Here is a 19,516-nt window from a genome sequence, read left to right as displayed (position 1 = left end):
TAAGAACACCTTCATATCACATTATGATATAACATTATAAATATCTTTTTTAAAATCCTTAAATATATCCTCTAAAATTGGCAACATTTCATATTCAAAAACATCTCTTATTAGATAATAATCCATATTTTTTATGCCTTCAAATAAAAATTCAAATTTACTATTTAATATATTTATTTTTGAAAAATCTCTACTAATATTATTATAATGCTTTATCATATTTTCTATATCATCAAGAACTTTAAACATCATCTGATTTGCAAGCTCTATCTTTCTTTTTTTTATAAGTTCTAAATAAATTTGTATACTGTTATAAGCACTTTGGCAAAAATAACTGAATTTTTTATATGATTCTATTTTAACCTCATCAATCACAATGACTCCTCCATTTTTTTAATAGTTTGTTCTATAATAGGTTTACTAAATTCAAATGTTACTTTTAATTTGCTATATAACCATTTGCCTTTTTCTGAAACTATCTCAATTTTATCTGTCTCACTTTCACATTTTGATACTTCTTTATCTTCAAATTCTTGAGATAATTCAATGTTAATGTAATCTACAAGCGTTTCAAAAATACACATAACTTCTTTATTATTTTTAAAATAACTATCTATTTCATCAAGTTTTTTTAGTGCCTTATTGTATTTATTTCTACCATCTACATATAAATACTTCAGTTGTGAATTAATTTTTATTGATTCATTGCATAAAGAAATTAAATTATCTATTTGGCTATATATATCTTTTAATTTTTTCAATAGGACATTTAAATCTATATTTATATTAGGTATTAATTTAATAATTTCTTTTTCTATAGGAGAAGTATACACTTCTATAACTTCTTTTAAAGTTTTAACTTCTGTTCCTTCTATATGTGCTCCACCCTCTGTACAATTTATAAAAGCTGTGTCACTATAAATTCTAATCATCGTTTCTAATCTTTCTCGAAACATATTCAAATCATGATTAGTCATAACCTTTTCTTCAACAACACCTTTAACATAAATTCCTGTATCTTTAATATCATTACTTTCCCCTTCTATAACTGCATTATTAGCATGTAGCTTGTTATTAGTATATGCCAAATCTTGCCCTATAAAAATTATTGGGTCGCATCCAAGAAGTTTAGCAAAACTTGTGCAAGTGTGTGCAACTGAACCACCTTGAAATAATAAATCCATTTTAAAATCTAATAAGTATCTACTTGCATTAATAAAATCTTTAGAATTAAACAATATTTTTTCCCCTTTATATCTTTTTATTATTTCAGTATTACCTGTATCTATAGTTAATAATGGAACTTCACTATCTAAAGAATGCTTAAAAACATCATACATTTCTTTAGATGAATCTATAATACAAGCAAAATCCGGATTTATTCCCTCCCTAATTAAGGTATTTAAAGTTCTAGCACCTGTAATTATTATGAATTTATCTTCATTTCCCTTTAAATAATTTAAATTCTTCTCAAGCGATGGCCCAGCTGAAATAACTATAGCAGGTTTACCTTTAAAAATATTTTTATAACTATCAACTCTTTCAAAATCATTAATATATGTCAAATTACTTAAAAAATTAACGAACCAATCTTCAGCAAAATATTTTTGAGTATTTTCCATAAGTTTTTTATCATTATACATAAAAATAACTTTATCTAAAAACGCTTTAAATTGCTCTTTAAATACTATATCATAATTTGAAAAAACTAATATTTCAAAACTATTTTTAGAAACTGCTGATAACAAATTTTGATAAAAATTTTCATCTTCCATACAAGCAACTCTAACTATATTATTTTTTATATTAAATTTATTGCTTATTAATTTGTTAAAAAGTTCTTTATTAGGTTCTACAATTACTATTTCTTTAGATTCAGCAATATTGTCAATATCATTTATCCAAACTCCATTTGCTCCACCAAAAACTATAATTGATTTGGTTATTGAAGTATTTTTAATTGTATTTTGAATAATATCAATTTCTTTTTTCATGTTGTACAAGCTTCCTATATAATTCAACTTTCCATCAATATTTACTCTTAAAATTGGAAAGTTATCTAAACTCCAATCTAAATAAAATGAATTCAACATATACTTCACCCTTTATTTTTATTTTAAAAAAGGACCAAGGTCACCCCTTGATCCTTTATATTTCATTATAATTATTATCTTAATAATTGTAAAACACCTTGTGGTTGTTGGTTAGCTTGTGCAAGCATTGCTTGTGCAGCTTGAGCAAGTATATTGTTCTTACTGAATTGCATCATTTCTTTAGCCATATCAACATCTCTAACTCTGCTTTCTGCAGCTGTTAAGTTTTCTGAAGATGTTCCAAGGTTAGCTATTGTGTGTTCAAGTCTATTTTGATATGCACCAAGTTTAGCTCTTTCCTTTGAAACAGTTTCGATAGCAGTATTTATTGCTGTAATGCTTCCCATTGCAGTATCTCTTGTTGAAGCATCAACACCGTTGATTGTAAAGCTCATACCGCTTGTTACAGCAGTAGCTGATATTCCTAAATTACCACCAGATACTGCTAATTTTGATCCATCAGCCTTATCTATAAGCAATACATTTCCTGAAACTGTACCTACAATATTTCCATCCTTTAATACATTAGAACCTTTTGTTTCATAATTTCCTGGTGCCATGTCATCAGCAGTACCATCTATAGTTCCTTTTACTGAGAATTTTGTTCCATTTTCTGAAATAGTTATTAATGAACCATTTTCAAAATTATCTGTAGTTAAACTCATAACTGCAGTTCCATCTGCTTTTACAACTTTTCCACTTATTGTTCCTACTGAATTATTGCTTGCATCATATACTGATGTACCTGAAACTCTATAAGTTCCATCAGCCAATTTATTTCCAGTTACAGAGCCACTATTAATTGTAATAGTTGATGTTAATCCTAAGCTTGCTGTATCCATCTTATTGATTGATAGTGTAAGTTTTTGATTTTCATTAGCACCTATTTGAAAATCCTTGTTTGAGAATGAACCATTTAATAGCTTTTGTGTGTTGAATTCAGTTGTTGTAGCTATTCTATCTATTTCTTTTGTTAACTGATTCATTTCATCTTGTATAGCGTTTCTATCTGTTGATACATTTGTATCACTTGATGATTGAACTGCTAATTCTCTCATTCTTTGAAGAATTGAATGAGTTTCATTTAAAGCACCTTCTGCTGTTTGAATCATTGAAATACCATCTTGAGCATTTCTTGATGCTTGTTCAAGACCTCTTATTTGTCCTCTCATCTTTTCTGAAATTGCAAGTCCAGCTGCGTCATCACCAGCTCTGTTGATTCTTAGACCTGATGATAACTTTTCCATTGACTTTCCAGCGCTAATAGTGTTAACTCCCAACTGACGATGTGCGTTCATAGCATTAAGATTGTGATTGATTATCATAATAAATTCCCTCCTTGAAATTTTACGGACATCCTTGTCCAAATTTTATTTTGAGCCAAATCTTATGGCCACTCGACTTGACTTTTTTCTTTCTAATATTTTTATCGATAAAATTTTTAATTACTTTATACTTTTTTATAATTTTTTATTTAAAATAATTGAAGTTGATATTGTATTTTTATAAACAGTACTTACTCTTTTTTCATTAGATATATTGTTTAATTCTTTTTTTAAGAAATCATATTTTTTCCTCATTGTTTCATTTAAATCAGATTCAAGCTGTAATAAATTTAAAGTTTTTGCTACACTTGAAAAATCTTCTTCTGAATCTATTTTTACGATTTCCTCTATACATTCCTGCCTCTTGTCTAAAGCTTTTATTAAGGACATAAAGTCATCTGTATTTAGCGCATCTATAGCATCTAGAGTTAATGACTTATATTCTATCAACTTGTCTAAAAGCATATTCATTAATAATTACCGCCTTGTCCTAATTGTTGCATCAACCAGCTTGATTGACTATTTAGCTTTTGCATAGCCTTCTCCAATTGTGCAAACTGATTGTAATATCTATTCTCTTTATCAGCCAGCTTTAGTTCTAATTCCTTTATTCTCTTATCGTAATTATTTTTTAATTGATTTGAAATTATATTGTCATAAGCTGAAACATCTCCTGTAATTCCTGCGGTTCTTATGAGTATTCCTTTATTACCTGAACTATCCCTTGTAGTTCTTGTATAGTCCTTTAAAATATCATTTATTCTTTGAAAAATTCCTATCTGATCATATCTATCCTTGTCACTTTTATGGTCCGGATCATATTTTATATCTGAATCCTTTGTTAGTAATTTAATAACTGCATCTCCTTTATTTTTTAGGGCATCCTTCAATTTTGACTCATCTATTATTATTTTCCCGCCCTGGGTAAAGTCGCTGCTGGTTGAAAGACCTATTTCGTTTAGTGTTATTCCGGCATCATTGACACCGTCAAAAAAGCTTCGCCTTAAGGAAGAAAGCATGTTAAAAAGCATTGAGTCTCCACCCAGTATCCCCCGTTTTGCTTTTTCTTCCCATTTTTTTATTTCATCTTCCTTCATTTCCTTCTTCTGGTCATCAGTTAAAGGTTTATAGCTATATTCCTTTTTTTCTGTTAATTTTGTTTGAATTTTAGTTACTATTTCGTTGTATTTATCTATAAAAGTTTTAATTTTGTCAAAGGCTTTTTGAAGGTTTTGAGTTATAGTTATCTTTGATGTCCTAGTAATATCATCACTTTGCAGATTATATGTTACCCCATCTATTGTAAAGGTGTTGGTTGGTCTTTCAACGGTAGCTGTTTCTCCATCAGGATTTGTTATTGTAACGGATGCATCGGAACCCTTTTTAACTTGTGCCAAATCCTCAGTTTTTATCCCTAGCTTTGTTATATTTCCTGATGTATCTTCAACCTTTATATCTTTATCCAAACCAGTACCAACAGTCATAATTCTAAACTTTCCCGTAAGCTCGCTGAACTCAGCCTTAAAAACCCCGTTTCCTGCTGTGTTTATTTTATTTATTACATCAGATATTTTATCGGTTTTATTTAATGTTATTGTTTTTTCAGTTGCAGCGCTGGTTATTTTAATATCAAAAGAATCACTTGCAACGCCAAGTGTCTGTAAAGTTGTAGCACTAGTTGCATTAATTTTATCCCCCTCAACCTTTGCTGCTTTTGCAATGCTATTAACAACAACACTATAAATTCCAGATTTTGCACCACTTCCAGCAGTTGCAGTTGCTGTTGGTGGTAAAGCTGTTGAGGAAGCATCAACTGAAGTAACATCAAAACTTGATAAACTGTTAGAGGATAAGATGTAGCTATCTGGTCTTAAAACATCAAAGTAGGTTGTCTTAAATGTGTTAAGATCAGACAAAATCTCTCTATATGCATCCTGTTTCCACTGAAGGTATTGTCTATCCTGTTTTACCTTATCTACTTTAACTCTTTCAGCCTGCATAAGCTGTTTAACCATATTATCAACATCCAGACCAGTAGCCATTCCTGTAATTCTTAAGTTTGCCACAGACTACACCTCCCTTTTATTTACTAAGATTTCTAAATTATCTATTGACTGTCTATTTAGTTCACCAATTTCTTTTACAAGTTCTTTTCTAATTATTTTAATGTTTGCTGGTGCATTTATTGACAGTTTTACTGAACCATTTGATGTTTCAACTACTGTAATTTCAATTTCTTCCCCAATTAAAAGAGATTCTCCAGGCTTTCTCTTTAATACTAGCATTTTATCTCCTGCCTTATACTATATTTACTATCTGTTAATATTATCTGTTTCCCATTATTATTTATTATATTTATTATAATTGGGGCAAGAAAATTAGCAGTTATTTTATTTTCACGTATGGTAACAACATTATAGACCATTACCTGCTCATGGCTAGTTAACTCTAGCTCTTTTATTTCCTCATCAGAAAGCTCAATTTCATAATCTTTAATATAGTCCCAAGGTGAAATAAGCAAAAGGCAAACATCCTTATCATTGATACTTTGAATGCATTTAAAATTTGTATCTTCTATGTCTAATAAAACAAATTTTTTTTCATTTTCAAAACCAGGAATTCCTCTTTTAAATGTTATTATTTGACTATCTTCTAATTCAATTTCTCCAAAAAACTTTGTACTGATTTTCATATTAATCATCCTATCTTAAATAATCTAACATACTTGGCTGAAGAATTTTAGTTCCAACGTTTAAGGATGCCTGATATACGCTCTCCATTACTTTAAATTCCATATATTTTTTTGCAACGTCTATATCGTATGTTTTAGAAAGTAGTTCCGTCATGTTAAAGTTTTCTGATTCATTCTTTTCCTTCATGTCACCTAATCTATTTTGTTTTGCTCCTATATCTGCTCTTAATCTCAATATCTCGTTGAATTGCTTGTCAAAATCACCTAATAAGTCAGCTGGACTTTCATTGTTTTTTAACTTGTCTAAAACATCTGTTATTACTTTAAATATATTGCCCTCTGAAGAAACCGAAGGGTCATTAGAAAATACGCTGCCTGAAATACCTATATCCATCTTCACCCCTGGGGACATTTCTTTAATTAATCCTTCTTTTGAGCCTTTATACAAAACCGTTCCATCATCATTTAGTTGAAATGGAGGTTCAGTTGTTTTGTCGCCTGCAAAAACATATCTTCCATCATATGCAGAATTTGCAATTTGAACAATTTGTTCCTTTATCTGCTTTACATGCTTATAAACTGCTTCCCTTTCGTCTTTACTGTATGCTCCTCCAGCAGCAATCATCTTTTCTCTTACTGTCTGAAGGGAATCTCCAATTTGACCAAGGGCAGTATCAATTGTATTAACCCATCCTAATCCTTCTTCTATATTTTTTCCATATCTTTCGTTTGCTGCAATAGAAGATGTAAGCTCCATTGTTCTAGCTACCCTGAATGGATCATCAGAAGGTCTTCTTATTTCATGTCCTGAGGATAACTGATCCTCATATTTTCTCATACCTTCAAGATTACGACTTAAATCACCTAAATATCCTCTTACTAAAACCTTATTTGTTATTCTCATAAACTCACCTACCTTTTAAGACCATTTACAACAACATCAAGAAGTTCATCGATAACATTTATCATCTTTGCGTTTGCCTGATAAGCCCTTTGAAACTGTATCATGTTAGTCATTTCTTCATCCAATGAAACACCAGAAATTGATTCTCTCCTTACAACAAGTTGATCAAGCAAAGCTTCCTGGTTAGTTATCATCTTCTTAGCTTCCTGATTAGATACCCCAAGTTGGGCAATTGTTGCTTTAAAATAGTTATCTACCGTTGTTCCTGAATTGTTGCTGACTAATTTTACATCTTTAACAAGGTTAGTACCTGTTAATGAAACATTTGCTGTGTTAATATCAGTTCCATCGGCATTTTTAAATACATTCTTTAAAAACTCTTCCCTGCTGCTTATTTTTAGTATTTCCATTCTTGTATTTCTTAATTGACCAAGCATTAATGCCCTTTCTCCATTACCTGCAGCATAATTATCCTTATCTGAGTTTAAATATTTACCTGCATTTATTTTAGAAACATCTTTTTCTATATCTTCATTTATCTTTAAATATTTAGCAGCTTGATCTGAAGTCTCCGCATCTTTATCAAAAAAGTTAACTCCTGTATTTGAGTCTTTGGAATTTGAATGAACAGTATTTACAGAGATAGCAATTGTCTTTGCTAGAGTATTAAGCTGCTTTTTATAATCGTTGATTTCACTGTATAAAGACTCTAATCCTTTAAACGTACCGTTATCAAATTTTGATGGAGATATCAAATCCTCACTAAGGGTAGGAGTTTCACTTACTTGTTTTTCATAAAAGACCGTGTGTGGCATAATTGATAATATTTTAAATTTGCCACCACTAAGTTCTTCAACATGACAGTATTTTTTTAAATTATCAGCTCCATTAATCTCAATTGTCTGTTTTTTATTAATATCTCCATCTACGAAAACTTCTATATTAAATTTATTTGGCAGTGGATTATCCAATGTAATTGGATAATCATCCTTTGTAATATCTTTACCACCAACATTAATTGTTAGATTGTTAATATATGCTACGCCTTTTTTTACTTTACCATCAGTCAATATTTCAACTGGATCGCCATTCTCTATCTTTGATTTGATTTTTATTCCTCCAAATTCAGTTTCCTCTGTTTCTATACTGAATTTTTCAGATAATTTATCCAAAAGCAGGTCTCTTCTGTCATATAAATCATTTGGAATTTTGCCACCGATAACAACAGCCTTTATCTGCTGATTTAAATCTGCAATTTGGGTTAAAATACTTGCAGTATCAAAGGTATTCTGCTGAATCAAATCCCCAACATTATTTTCCAAATCTTCTAATTGTCTATAGTTGTGAGTTACTGTTTCTGCCAGTGCCTGACCATTGCTCTTAACTAACGTTCTGGCTGTTGAACTTTCAGGATTTGTAGCTAGTGCATTCCATGAATCCCAGAACTTCGTTAATGTATTAGCAAGTCCTGTGTCAGATGGTTCAGTAAATATTGACTCAACTGATGAGAGAAATTCCTCTCTGGTTTTGTATCTATTAAGTGTACTTGTTTCTTTTCTAATCTGAACATCTAAAAACTTATCCCTTGCTCTTGTTATACTTGCTACTTCCACTCCAGTTCCTATTTGTCCTGGTTCAGCTGCAGACATCCTTGATGCCATGCCAAATGGCTGTGTAGTTTTTAGATCAACTCTTTGAACAGAATAACCCTCTGTGTTGGCATTAGCAACATTGTGGGAAACCACTGTTAGTGCAGTTTGTTGTGCCATCATACCTCTTTTAACTATATTAAAAGTACTAAATAATCCGCTCATTCTATCACTCCTAAACTGTAGTTGTAAAGATACCTGTTGATGATGTATCTCCAACTGCTCCATTGTTTTTATACACAACATTTTTGTTGTTAGGATTCAGTGCAAATGTTATCATTCTTATATAATTTAAAGATTGCTTCGTCAAAGCTAAATTAGTCTCATCCTTTTCCTTAACGATATTTATCAAACTTCTAAGTTCCTCTATTTTACTTATATCAACAATTCCTTCTGAAATCATTTCATCTGCAGTCTTGTTTCCACACAAATTCTGCCTGTTCTTTTCAAGAACTGCTATTTTCCTTGCAATTTCCTTCTTTCCTTCAATTATAGCAGGAAGTTCCGATGCTAAATCCTTTTTTAAAACTTCTTTTTCATAGTCCAATAGCTCAGAAAGTTCTTTAACTACTGTTATTTGTGAAGTTAATATTTCGTTGATATTCATCTTATATCACTTTCCTTCATAGTATTTAAGATACCTTTTGCTAATTTTTCTGTGCTAATTTCATAAGTATTGTTTTTTATTGCTTTTTTAATTTCTTCAACTCTCTTATCGTCAATTGCTGAGCTTTTTGCCATCTCTACATATTTTGAAATTTCCTTTCCTGTTACTGAAAGCTCAACCCTATCATATCTGTTTGTTTTGATATTTTCCTTAGTTTGTACCTTTGTGTTTTGCTTGTATACATTAATAACCTTGTTTACATTTAATCCTATTTTCATATTATCACTCCTTAGCCTTGTGTTTTACACTAAGCTCCGCTAATAAAGATATCGTACATTGTAAAAGAAACTTTAGAAAAAAATCTGCAAGCTATTTAACCTGCAGACTTTTTACTCTTTCATCATTGCTTATTATATTTGTAATTCTTACTCCAAAGTTTTCATCTATAACAACTACTTCTCCTAAAGCAACCTTTTTCCCATTAACTAGTATCTCAACAGGTTCTTCAGTGAGCTTATCAAGTTCCACTAATGAACCAACACCAAGTGACAATATTTCTTTAATACTCTTTTTTGTTCTTCCTAAAACAACTGAAATTTCAAGAGGAACATCAAGTATTAAATCAATATTTTGTTTTTCCTGCGGTGACATGTTTGTCAAGGGAGCAAATTGCGCCCTTTGCACATTTACAGCTGGTTCTTCATACCTTACTTTGGGTTGTTCTTTTTTCACTTCATTGTTTTTATTGTTTATTTGTACTTCATCAAATCCAAATTCATTGATATCTGATATGTCCTCAAACTCACTTATTTCTGTCTCTGCTTTACCTGTCATTTTGTTTATTATAGCCTTTGCTGTCTCAACAGGAAGAAGAAGCATAATTTCGCTATCTACTAGATCCTCTATTGTTAATCTAAATGAAATTCTAACTATTTCTTCGTCTTCATTTACGTTTTTAGACAAGTCCTGAGTTTTATCATCCCAGACCTTAGCATCTGGAGGTGATATGTTTATTGGCATATTAAGCATTGTAGCAAGTGATGTTGCTGATGAACCTATCATCTGGTTCATAGCCTCAGAAACTGCACTTATTTCAATTTCTGTTAAAGATTCTGACTTCCTGCTTCCATCTCCACCCATCATCAGGTCTGCAATAACTACAGCATCAGTTATCTTAATAAGGAGGAGATTCTCCCCTATTAATCCTTCTGTATATAATACCTCTAAGGCAATTATCGGAACTTCGAAATTATTTTTCATTTCCTTTAAAGTAGTAGTTGTTACTCTAGGTGTTGTAATATTTACCAGTTTATTAATTATTGTGGATAGCGCTGTGGAAGCAGAACCCATTGATATATTTCCAATTTCACCTAGAAGATCCTTGTCACTATCACTTAGTGCAGGTGGTTTGCCTACACCGTTAAGAAGTGCATCTATTTCTTCCTGTGAAAGTAATCCCTCATGCATTGTCTTTCACATCCTTATCTATTATTTCTACAATCTGTACCCCAAGTTTCTTCCCAACAGTTCCTGGGTATACGCTAAAATGTAATTTTTCTTTTATAAACATATCAAGAGGTTCATTGATGTGTTTATTTAAGCTTATACAATCCCCAACAGAAAGGTTTAAAAATTCTTCAACTGTAATATTAGTTCTACCCAGCTCAACATGTCCTGTTACTTCAACATTCATTAAATTATTTTGCATCCTGGTTTTATTATCAATATCGTCGTTTGTTGTAACTGTATTTTTATATTGTATCACCAATTTATCAATAAATTTTTCAATAGATATATATGGTATACACATATTTAAAAAGCTTTGGTTTTGTGCAATTTGAACGGACATAGTTATAAGAGCAACAGGTTCATTAGGTGCCATAACCTGATTTAAAACAGGGTTGGTTTCTAGATTGTCAAACTTAACATTTACATCTATAATATCTTCCCATGCAAGCTTAAGATGTTCTATTAATTTTAGATTAATCCTTTTAATAATATTTTTCTCTATTTCAGTAAACTCTCTTGTTTTTAAAACAGTTTTTCCCTGACCTCCAAAAAGTATATCAATTACTTGAAATACAAAAGACGGTGCAGTTTCAAAAAGCATTATTCCACTTAATGGTTCAAGATAGAACGACATCAAAATTGTTGGATTTGAAATTGAATGTATAAATTCTTCAAATGTTGTCTGCTCTGTTGATAATACTTTAATTTGAACCGAGGTCCTTAAGTGAGCAGTTAAGTAATTTGATGCTATCCTTGAAAAATTGTCATGAACCATCTCAAGTGTTCTTATATGATCCTTTGAAAACTTATTTGGCCTCTTAAAATCATATTTTTTTACTTTATGCTTTTCTTCAGCTGACGTTTCTTCTAACTCTACTGCACCTGAGGATAAAGCCGAAAGGAGGGCATCTATTTCGCTTTGAGAAAGAACTTCACCCATACTATCCCTCCTATCTGTTTAATAGCATTTCTCCCTCCAACAGAGTAACAATATATTCTTTAAAATTTATTACGCCTTTAATATAAGATGTGGTATCGTTAACTTTTTCAACCATATCATCAGATATTTCCACTACTTCATGGACGTTGTCTACCATTAATCCAACGTTTTCTTCATTGATATCAACTATTATTATGTTTTCTTCTTCCTTAGTAAATTCCATATTTAAAAGTGCCTTTAAATCAATGATAGAAATAATATTTCCTCTTAGATTTGCCAGACCCTTTATATAGTATGGAGCATTTGGTACCTTAGTTATACTCATCATTTTCTCAATACCTTGAACCAGCCTAGTCTCAAGTGCAAATTTTTCCCTACCAAGGTAAATACAACAACCTGCATCTAAATCACTCCTATCCAAGGACCTTTTTAATTGCTTCTAGAACTCTCTCTGGCTGGAATGGTTTTACTATGAAATCTTTTGCTCCTGATTTAATGGCTTCCATAACCATAGCCTGCTGCCCCATTGCTGAGCACATTATTATTCTTGCATTTGGGTCAATTGCTTTTATTTCCTTAACAGCTTGAATCCCATCCATTTCAGGCATTGTTATATCCATTGTTACAACATCTGGATTCTCACTTTTATATAGTTCTACTGCCTTTAACCCATTTGGAGCTTCACCAGCTATTTCATATCCATTTTTAACTAATATATCCTTTAACATCATTCTCATAAAAGCTGCGTCATCTACAATTAATACCTTTGGCATTATTACTACCTCCTAAAATTAAGTATTATAGTCCTAAATTTTGTAATATTATATTTAATGAACCAGGTTTAGGAATAAAAAAGAAATTCCCTCCTACTTCTTTGTCATCTTCAATAAACTTGGTATCTATGGCAAGAACATAATCACTATACTGCTCTGCATCAAGAAAACTTATACTTAAAACTGCTGCAAGCATATCCATTGCAACACTTGGTACTGAAGTTATAAGATTTAATGGTGTTAATCTTGTTATTGCATTTATATATGAGTTCCCTAGTATATTTCCTATCTCTTGAAAAACTGATATAAACATTTCTTCAGATACATCCTGATAGCCCATAAGCAGCATCTCTGACAGTCTTTGAGCCTTTTCCATATCCATTATGAATAAAATATTACCAGGTGCATCTCCAAAAACCTTTAATAAAACAGCAACAACTAATTCATCTTCTTGACCAATTGTATTTATCATTTCATTAAATGGTAATATTTCTACCTGGGGAACTGTCATATCAACTTTTCTGTCAATCATCTGTGACATTGCTGTTGCTGCATTTCCAGCTCCTATGTTTCCAACTTCCCTCAGTGCATCCAGTTGTAGTTCTGTTAATTCAAGTTCCACACTATCACCCACTTTACACAAGAGCTGCAACATCAACTATCAATGTTACTAAACCATCACCAAGTATAGTTGCACCTACGTACTCTTTTAAACTTTGTAATGTTTTACCCATTGATTTTATAACTATTTCCTGCTGACCAAACAAGGAGTCTACTATTAGCCCAACTGTCTTTTCACCGACTTTTACTATGACAACATATTTTTCACTGTTATCACTTTCAACGAGATTTAATCTATCCGCAAGTCTAACTACAGGAATTATACTGCCCCTGTACATTATTACTTCCTTGTTATTTGTTAACTTTATTTCATTGATATTTACATTTATGACTCTATCAATAAAACCTAAAGATATTGCTAATGTTTCGCTTCCTACCTTAACTAAAAGTGCTTGGATAATTGAAAGCGTCAAAGGAAGTCTTATTATAAAAGAGGAACCCTTACCAAACTCACTTACCACATCTATTGTTCCTCCAAGGGAAGCTATTTTTGTTTTCACAACATCCATGCCAACTCCCCTGCCTGAGATGTCAGTAACCTTGTCACTGGTACTAAATCCCTGTAAGAAAATTAAATTCTTAATATCATTATTAGACATTCCTTCAGTATCAATACCAAGACTTTGGGCTTTTTTCTTGATTTTGTCAAGGTTAAAGCCATTTCCATCATCATCAATTCTAATTACAGCCTTATTTCCCTCTTGATAAGCAGTTAGCTTAACGACACCCTTTGGATTTTTTCCCTTCTTGATTCTTTCTTCAACTGGCTCTATTCCATGGTCAACTGCGTTTCTTATTAAATGTACCAGTGGTTCACCTATTTCGTCAATAACTGTTCTATCTAATTCTGTTTCTTCTCCTTCAATAATGAATTCTATATCCTTATTTAATTCCTGTGCAAGATCCCTTACCATTCTTGGGAATCTATTGAATACTCTCTCTATAGGCAGCATTCTTACCTTCATAACTAAATCCTGTAGGTCTGTGGTTATCCTTCCAACCTGCTCTAAGGTTTCATGTAGATCATTTAATCTGTGATTATTGCTTATCTGTTCAAGTCTTGTTCTGTGAATAACAAGCTCCCCTACAAGGTTCATAAATTTATCCAGACGCTCAATATCAACTCTTACAGATTGATGTGTTTTCTTTGTATTTTTTTCATCTTCCTTTGAATTTTTTATGTTTTCTGCAGCAGCTTTCTCCACAGCTGTTTGATCTTTTTTATCTTCATTTTCTTTAATTTCATTCTTTACATTTTCTATAAGGTCTACATTCACTTTTTTGATTTCTGATATAGCTAAAACCATTCCCTCTATTGTTTCTTTTTGCTTATCAGAAATAACAACTATACTGAAAGTTAAATCGAATTTTTCTTGCTCAATATCCTCAATTGATGGAGATGACTTTACAATCTCTCCTATACTTTCTAAAGTTTTATAAACTAAAAATGCCCTTGCAGATTTTAAAACACAATCTTTTATAAGCTCTACATCAACTTTATAAACCTTATATCCCTTTTCATAGGCTTGTTTTACGATGTTAATATCATACTCGTTAAGTTTAAAGTCATCAAGATTTTTTTTCTCAACATGTTTATCAGAATTTTTGGAATCAACAATAGACTGAAGTTGTAACATGATTTCATTAATATCAACAATTTCATTACTACCGTTTTGAATATTGCTAATCATCTTTTCAAGTGTATCAAGACACCTGAATAAAATGGTAATAACCTCGGATGTAACCTTTAATTCATCGTTTCTGAATTTATCAAGAACATTTTCCATTTTATGTGTTAATTCAGCGATATCACTGAATCCCATACTTCCAGCCATACCTTTTAAAGTATGGGCTGCTCTAAAAATTGCGTTAATCAAATCTTTATCTTCAGGATTCTTTTCTAGTCCTAATATGTCTTCATTGAGGTTTTGTAAATTTTCATATGATTCCTCTAAAAACATATCTAAATATTGAGACATATCCATACTAATTACCTCCTGGTTTCCTATAAATAAAGGTTGAAGCTTTTTCAAAACCTAATTCTCTGTAGTTGTAAATACTTTCAGTTGCACCAACAAATAAAAGTGCTCCAGGTTTCATAGCCTGATAAAACTTTTTATAAATTTCATTTTTTGTCTCCTGAGTAAAGTAAATTACAACATTTCTACAAACTATTAAATCAAAACCTGTTTCATATTTATCAAGTATTAAGTCGTGTCTTTTGAAAGTTACCCTGTCTTTAATCTCTTTTTTTATAGCATAAGTACCATCTTGGATCTCAAAATATTTCTTTAATAAATTTTCTTCTACATTTTTTACATCGTTTTTATTATAAATACCCTTCATAGCCATATCTAAAATAGTTCTATCTATATCAGTTGCAAGGATATTGTGTCTTTTATTTGGAGTTAACCTGTCCATTATCATTGCTAATGTATACGGCTCGGCTCCGTAAGAACATGCTGCACTCCAAATCTTTAACGTGTTTATTTCTGGCTTCAAAATTTCTTTTATTTTTTTCTCCAATTCTAAAAACATCTCTTTGTTTCTGAAAAATTCAGAAACATTTATTGTTAAATGGTCTAAGAATTTTTTACTTATTGTTTTATCAGCTTTTAATATTTTAATAAAATCAATTTCGTTAGAAGCTCCGTTTCTTAACATGAAACTTTCGATTCTTCTAAGTAACTGTTTTGATTTATAAGCAGATAAGTTTATGCCGTATTCTTTTAAAACGAATTCATCGATTTTATTGAACTCCATAACTTCACGTCCTTTTAACAACCTTAATGATTTCCTCTGCAATCTTATGATCTGGAAGAACTACGTCTACACAACCTGTTTCATAAGCTGCCTTTGGCATTCCATAAACAGTAGAAGTTAGCTCATCTTGAGCTATAATATAGCCTCCATTTGCCTTAATTTTTTTTACCCCTTCTGCACCATCCTTACCCATACCAGTAAAAACGCATCCGAGTAAGTTTTCTTTGTAAAACTCTGCTGCAGAAGTAAAAAGTTTATCAACAGCTGGTCTTACTCCATGGATAGTAGGGGACAAGTCTAGCCTGATTTTATTCTTTTCAAGCAACATATGATAGCCTCCTGGAGCTATATAAACTGTATTTGGTAAAATAGCTTGTCCATCTTGTCCTTCCTTCACAGTCAATTTACTATTTTTATCGAGTCTTTCTGCAAATGCTTTAGTGAAGCCTGCAGGCATATGTTGAACCACAAATATCGGCACGTTTAAATTGTTTGGTAAGTTGGTGATTACGTCAAAGAGCACCTTAGGTCCTCCAGTTGATGCTCCTAATACTACAGCATCAATTTTTTTATTAACTGTCTTAATTTGCCGGCTGGATTCTATGTTACTCTTTCTTATCAATTTATTTTTTTGATTATGAGCCTTTGCATATCTTATCTTTTCAATCAATTCTTCCTTTACTTTTGAGATATCAAGAGATATTGAACCTGAAGGTTTTTGGATAAAATCAAATGCCCCTTTTCTTAATGACTCTATTGTTATTTCTGACCCTTCAGAAGTTAAACTACTTAACATTATTACCTGACAATTACAATGTTTTTTAATTTCCTGTAGAGCTTCAAGACCATTTTTGTTTGGCATTTCAACATCTAAAGTAACAACATCAGGTTTTAACAATGCAGCCTTCTTTATGCCAATTTCCCCATCCCTTGCAGTATCAATTACCTCCATGTCAAGCTCGCTGTTAATCATATCAGATATTATTTTCCTCATCAAAGCAGAGTCATCCACAACCAAAACCCTTATCTTTTCAAACATATCTACAACTCCTTCAATCCCTTACCTATTGTCTTAATATATACCTTACCATCTTCTGCATCGATAATCATTGTGCGTCCAGAATTTCCTCCCAAATCTTCAGACAATATAGGTATATTGTAGTCACTTAATATTTTTTTAACTGCAATACCATTTCTATTTCCAATATCCATTATTGGACTTTTATCACCAAAGGAGAACATGCTGGCTCCACCAGCTATTTTAGCCTTTAAATTTCTCAAAGTAGCTCCACTGGCAACCATTTTGTCAACTAACATTGGAATGGCCTTATCTGCAAATTTCATTGGATTACTTTGATTACTAAATCCTGAACTCTCTGGAAGCATGATATGGGCGAGCCCCGCTATTTTTTATAACTATCATACAAAGCGATTCCAACACAAGATCCAAGTCCTAGGGTAATTATCTTATCAGGTGGAAATGCAACATTAAGATCCCCTATACCTACTTTAATTTCTTTTTTGTCCATAATATCTCTCCAATTAAGCCAAAGAATTTAAAGCTTCAATATCATCATTAGAAACTATTCTTTCAGTATTAATTAAAACTATAATCCTATCTTCTATTTTAACAATTCCTGTAATATACTTATTGGAAATACCTTGAACTATCCCAGGCGCTGGCTCTATGCTCTCTTGTTTTATATCAATAACTTCTGTAACTAAATCAACAATTAAACCTATATTTCTTTCGTTATGCTTTACAACAATAATTTTAGGTTCTGTGTTTGTTTTTGTGTCATTAATATTTAATCTATTTTTTAGGTCTATTATTGGTAAGATTTTATTCTCATACTTTATAACTCCCTTAACAAAATAAGGAGCTTCAGGTATTTTCGTTGGTTCTACATAACCTAAAATTCTCTCAACCTGCATAATATCTGCAGCAAATTCATCCTCATTAATTTTAAAAACCACAAGTTTTCTCATTTCTGACATAACTTCACCCCTTAAAATTTTAGTTTCTCCACAATCAGTTCTCCTTTAGAAATATAAGCCTTTAATTTTTTTACAGGATATTCAAGCTTAAAGGTGATTTCGTCAAAGCATAAAATAGTGTTGTTGTAAGCAATTTCTGCCTCTATTATTCCTTTTTTAGATGTCTTTAAAACAGTTGGAACACCAGCATTTGAACCAACTTCTTTAACCTTTATATTGCCTCCTACAACTACTTGTCCACCTCTTAAAACCCCTGGATTTCCATAAATTGTAACGTTATTTTCTGCAATTATATTAGTATTATAGCAGCCCTTTCCTTTAACTTCTACATCGTTGGTGGCAAAAATTTTAGAATTTTGACAATAACCAACACTCACATCTGCAGGGGTATTTAAAATCGTATATGTATCAAGAAAATTAGAAATTAAATTTTTTGTTATTAAAATTTCATCTAATTTATTAACTTTTCTTTGTAAAATAAGACTTTGAAAATTATTTATTCGTAACCATATCTCCTTTAATTTTTCGTTAATCTCTTTGCTTAGTTCAATATTATTCCCTTTTTCAATAATCTCCTTAACAAATTTAAATTTAGATTCTAACAAAACCTTTATAATCTGTTCTATTCCAATGTTTTTTGATAATTTACCATTAGTTAAAACTTCATTAATTGCTTCAATAAGACTTTCCAAAAAGGCATGATACGAAGAAATCGTATTGATAAGCATTTTTTCTGTTATTTGTTTCTCTCCTGCGTGAATCTCTGAGGATATAACATTTTTTTCTATGATAATATCCCCTTTTGCCTGTATTTTTCCTTCAGCAACATTGCCTTTTATTAAAATACTATTTCCCGCTTTAACCTCCATACCTTCTTTTACATCACCAAGTATATGTATGTCCCCATTGAATTCTATATTCCCAGTTATTATATCAACATCTCCTGAGATTTTATGAACTGGGAAAACGCAAATTCTTTCCCCTTTAATACATGGCATACCGCTGATTGTCGCTCTTATTTTGTTTCCATCATCAAAGGTTTCGCAACCTGGACCACATAGGAATTTTATTTTTTTTCTTTTTGGAGGCATTACTGTTTCACCATATACATTAACCCCTGATATACCATCTTTTCCTTCTATTTTAATAGCTAATAATTTACCTGCTTCAACAAAACTAACTTCACCTTTATTTAAATAATCGACTTTTCCATCAACTTCTATAGGAGTTTTTATTTTTTCATTATCAAAAAAGTAATCTATTCTATCATCTATCGGCATTTCAACTTTTCTCCCCTCAGCAATAACTGCTGTTCCACCATTTAAAACACCTGATATATTCTCCCATTTTACTCCATATTTTATTTTATTTTCACTAAGAATTTTTTCTACGTCTTCCTTCGTAAATGCTTCAGATCTTTTCTCATCAATAACTATCGTTTCAATAAACAATTCATTGGCAGGTTCAGTATCTTTTAAAGTATATATCCTGCCATTTTTACAACTAACTTTTAAGTATGCTTTTAACTTTTCTTCTTTTACTTCAATAGTCATATCCCGTATACATTCGTCGTTAATTATAGTAATTTCTATTACCTCATCTCCATTTATACTGATTTTGTCCCTAACACATTTATTATTGA

Annotated in this window: 21 protein-coding genes and 1 pseudogene; all 22 read right to left on the bottom strand. The window is 31.2% G+C overall.

The features are described from left to right. Positions 1–21 precede the first annotated feature (21 nt). Positions 22–375: a hypothetical protein gene (locus Q428_RS05665; protein WP_035379024.1), complete on the bottom strand. Its 354-nt coding sequence runs from the start codon at positions 373–375 to the stop codon at positions 22–24. Then, on the bottom strand, positions 372–2,093 hold the full coding sequence (locus Q428_RS05660; RefSeq protein WP_035379022.1) for a motility associated factor glycosyltransferase family protein: 1,722 nt from the start codon (positions 2,091–2,093) through the stop codon (positions 372–374). The genes Q428_RS05665 and Q428_RS05660 overlap by 4 nt, the downstream gene beginning before the upstream one ends. A 74-nt stretch (positions 2,094–2,167) precedes the next feature. Further along, positions 2,168–3,418 (bottom strand): flagellin N-terminal helical domain-containing protein, encoded by a 1,251-nt coding sequence (locus Q428_RS05655; protein WP_035379020.1) that lies wholly within the window; start codon positions 3,416–3,418, stop codon positions 2,168–2,170. A gap of 135 nt (positions 3,419–3,553) precedes the next feature. After that, on the bottom strand, positions 3,554–3,883 hold the full coding sequence (gene fliT / locus Q428_RS05650) for a flagellar protein FliT (protein WP_207639968.1): 330 nt from the start codon (positions 3,881–3,883) through the stop codon (positions 3,554–3,556). 5 nt (positions 3,884–3,888) lie between these two features. Beyond that, positions 3,889–5,484, bottom strand: a complete 1,596-nt coding sequence (gene fliD / locus Q428_RS05645; protein WP_051514982.1) for a flagellar filament capping protein FliD — start codon at positions 5,482–5,484, stop codon at positions 3,889–3,891. A 3-nt stretch (positions 5,485–5,487) separates the two neighbouring features. Beyond that, positions 5,488–5,703, bottom strand: coding sequence for a carbon storage regulator (locus Q428_RS05640; protein WP_035379017.1), 216 nt, complete (start codon positions 5,701–5,703; stop codon positions 5,488–5,490). Beyond that, positions 5,697–6,110, bottom strand: a complete 414-nt coding sequence (gene fliW / locus Q428_RS05635) for a flagellar assembly protein FliW (protein ID WP_035379016.1) — start codon at positions 6,108–6,110, stop codon at positions 5,697–5,699. The genes Q428_RS05640 and fliW overlap by 7 nt, the downstream gene beginning before the upstream one ends. 10 nt (positions 6,111–6,120) lie before the next feature. Beyond that, positions 6,121–7,014, bottom strand: coding sequence for a flagellar hook-associated protein FlgL (gene flgL / locus Q428_RS05630; protein ID WP_035379014.1), 894 nt, complete (start codon positions 7,012–7,014; stop codon positions 6,121–6,123). A gap of 8 nt (positions 7,015–7,022) precedes the next feature. Continuing rightward, the gene (gene flgK / locus Q428_RS05625; protein ID WP_035379013.1) at positions 7,023–8,828 is read right to left on the bottom strand and encodes a flagellar hook-associated protein FlgK; all 1,806 of its coding nucleotides are present in this window, start codon (positions 8,826–8,828) and stop codon (positions 7,023–7,025) included. Positions 8,829–8,838: 10 nt separating this feature from the next. Then, a complete protein-coding gene (locus tag Q428_RS05620) occupies positions 8,839–9,270 on the bottom strand; it encodes a flagellar protein FlgN (protein ID WP_035379012.1) in 432 nt (143 codons plus the stop codon). Beyond that, positions 9,267–9,548, bottom strand: a complete 282-nt coding sequence (gene flgM, locus Q428_RS05615; protein ID WP_035379011.1) for a flagellar biosynthesis anti-sigma factor FlgM — start codon at positions 9,546–9,548, stop codon at positions 9,267–9,269. The genes Q428_RS05620 and flgM overlap by 4 nt, the downstream gene beginning before the upstream one ends. 91 nt (positions 9,549–9,639) lie before the next feature. Then, entirely contained in the window at positions 9,640–10,737 is a 1,098-nt protein-coding gene (gene fliY / locus Q428_RS05610; protein ID WP_035379010.1) for a flagellar motor switch phosphatase FliY, read from the bottom strand. After that, the gene (gene fliM / locus Q428_RS05605) at positions 10,730–11,719 is read right to left on the bottom strand and encodes a flagellar motor switch protein FliM (RefSeq protein WP_035379008.1); all 990 of its coding nucleotides are present in this window, start codon (positions 11,717–11,719) and stop codon (positions 10,730–10,732) included. The genes fliY and fliM overlap by 8 nt, the downstream gene beginning before the upstream one ends. A gap of 10 nt (positions 11,720–11,729) precedes the next feature. Continuing rightward, positions 11,730–12,140 carry a chemotaxis protein CheW gene (locus tag Q428_RS05600; RefSeq protein WP_341349011.1) on the bottom strand — a complete coding sequence of 137 codons (411 nt, stop codon included), beginning with the start codon at positions 12,138–12,140 and terminating at the stop codon, positions 11,730–11,732. Beyond that, positions 12,133–12,492: a response regulator gene (locus tag Q428_RS05595; RefSeq protein ID WP_035379006.1), complete on the bottom strand. Its 360-nt coding sequence runs from the start codon at positions 12,490–12,492 to the stop codon at positions 12,133–12,135. Before Q428_RS05595 ends, Q428_RS05600 begins: the two co-directional genes overlap by 8 nt. Before the next feature lie 25 nt (positions 12,493–12,517). Beyond that, positions 12,518–13,147, bottom strand: coding sequence for a chemotaxis protein CheC (locus tag Q428_RS05590; protein WP_051514980.1), 630 nt, complete (start codon positions 13,145–13,147; stop codon positions 12,518–12,520). Beyond that, the gene (locus Q428_RS05585; protein WP_035379002.1) at positions 13,128–15,098 is read right to left on the bottom strand and encodes a chemotaxis protein CheA; all 1,971 of its coding nucleotides are present in this window, start codon (positions 15,096–15,098) and stop codon (positions 13,128–13,130) included. Before Q428_RS05585 ends, Q428_RS05590 begins: the two co-directional genes overlap by 20 nt. 1 nt (position 15,099) lies before the next feature. Further along, a complete protein-coding gene (locus tag Q428_RS05580) occupies positions 15,100–15,876 on the bottom strand; it encodes a CheR family methyltransferase (protein ID WP_035379097.1) in 777 nt (258 codons plus the stop codon). Positions 15,877–15,880: 4 nt separating this feature from the next. Beyond that, a complete protein-coding gene (locus tag Q428_RS05575; RefSeq protein ID WP_035379000.1) occupies positions 15,881–16,915 on the bottom strand; it encodes a protein-glutamate methylesterase/protein-glutamine glutaminase in 1,035 nt (344 codons plus the stop codon). 2 nt (positions 16,916–16,917) lie between these two features. Then, positions 16,918–17,405 (bottom strand): annotated as a pseudogene (locus tag Q428_RS05570) (chemotaxis protein CheD). A 13-nt stretch (positions 17,406–17,418) separates the two neighbouring features. Next, entirely contained in the window at positions 17,419–17,874 is a 456-nt protein-coding gene (locus Q428_RS05565; RefSeq protein WP_035378998.1) for a chemotaxis protein CheW, read from the bottom strand. 11 nt (positions 17,875–17,885) lie between these two features. Next, positions 17,886–19,516, bottom strand: a 1,631-nt coding sequence (locus Q428_RS05560; protein WP_035378996.1) for a FapA family protein, incomplete at its 5' end; no start/stop codon positions are given.

The sequence above is a fragment of the Fervidicella metallireducens AeB genome (genome assembly GCF_000601455.1).
In the GTDB taxonomy this organism is placed as follows: Bacteria; Bacillota; Clostridia; order Clostridiales; family Caloramatoraceae; genus Fervidicella; species Fervidicella metallireducens.
Note: the sequence above shows the minus strand (reverse complement) of the source record. Positions and strands in the feature narration are given on the sequence as shown.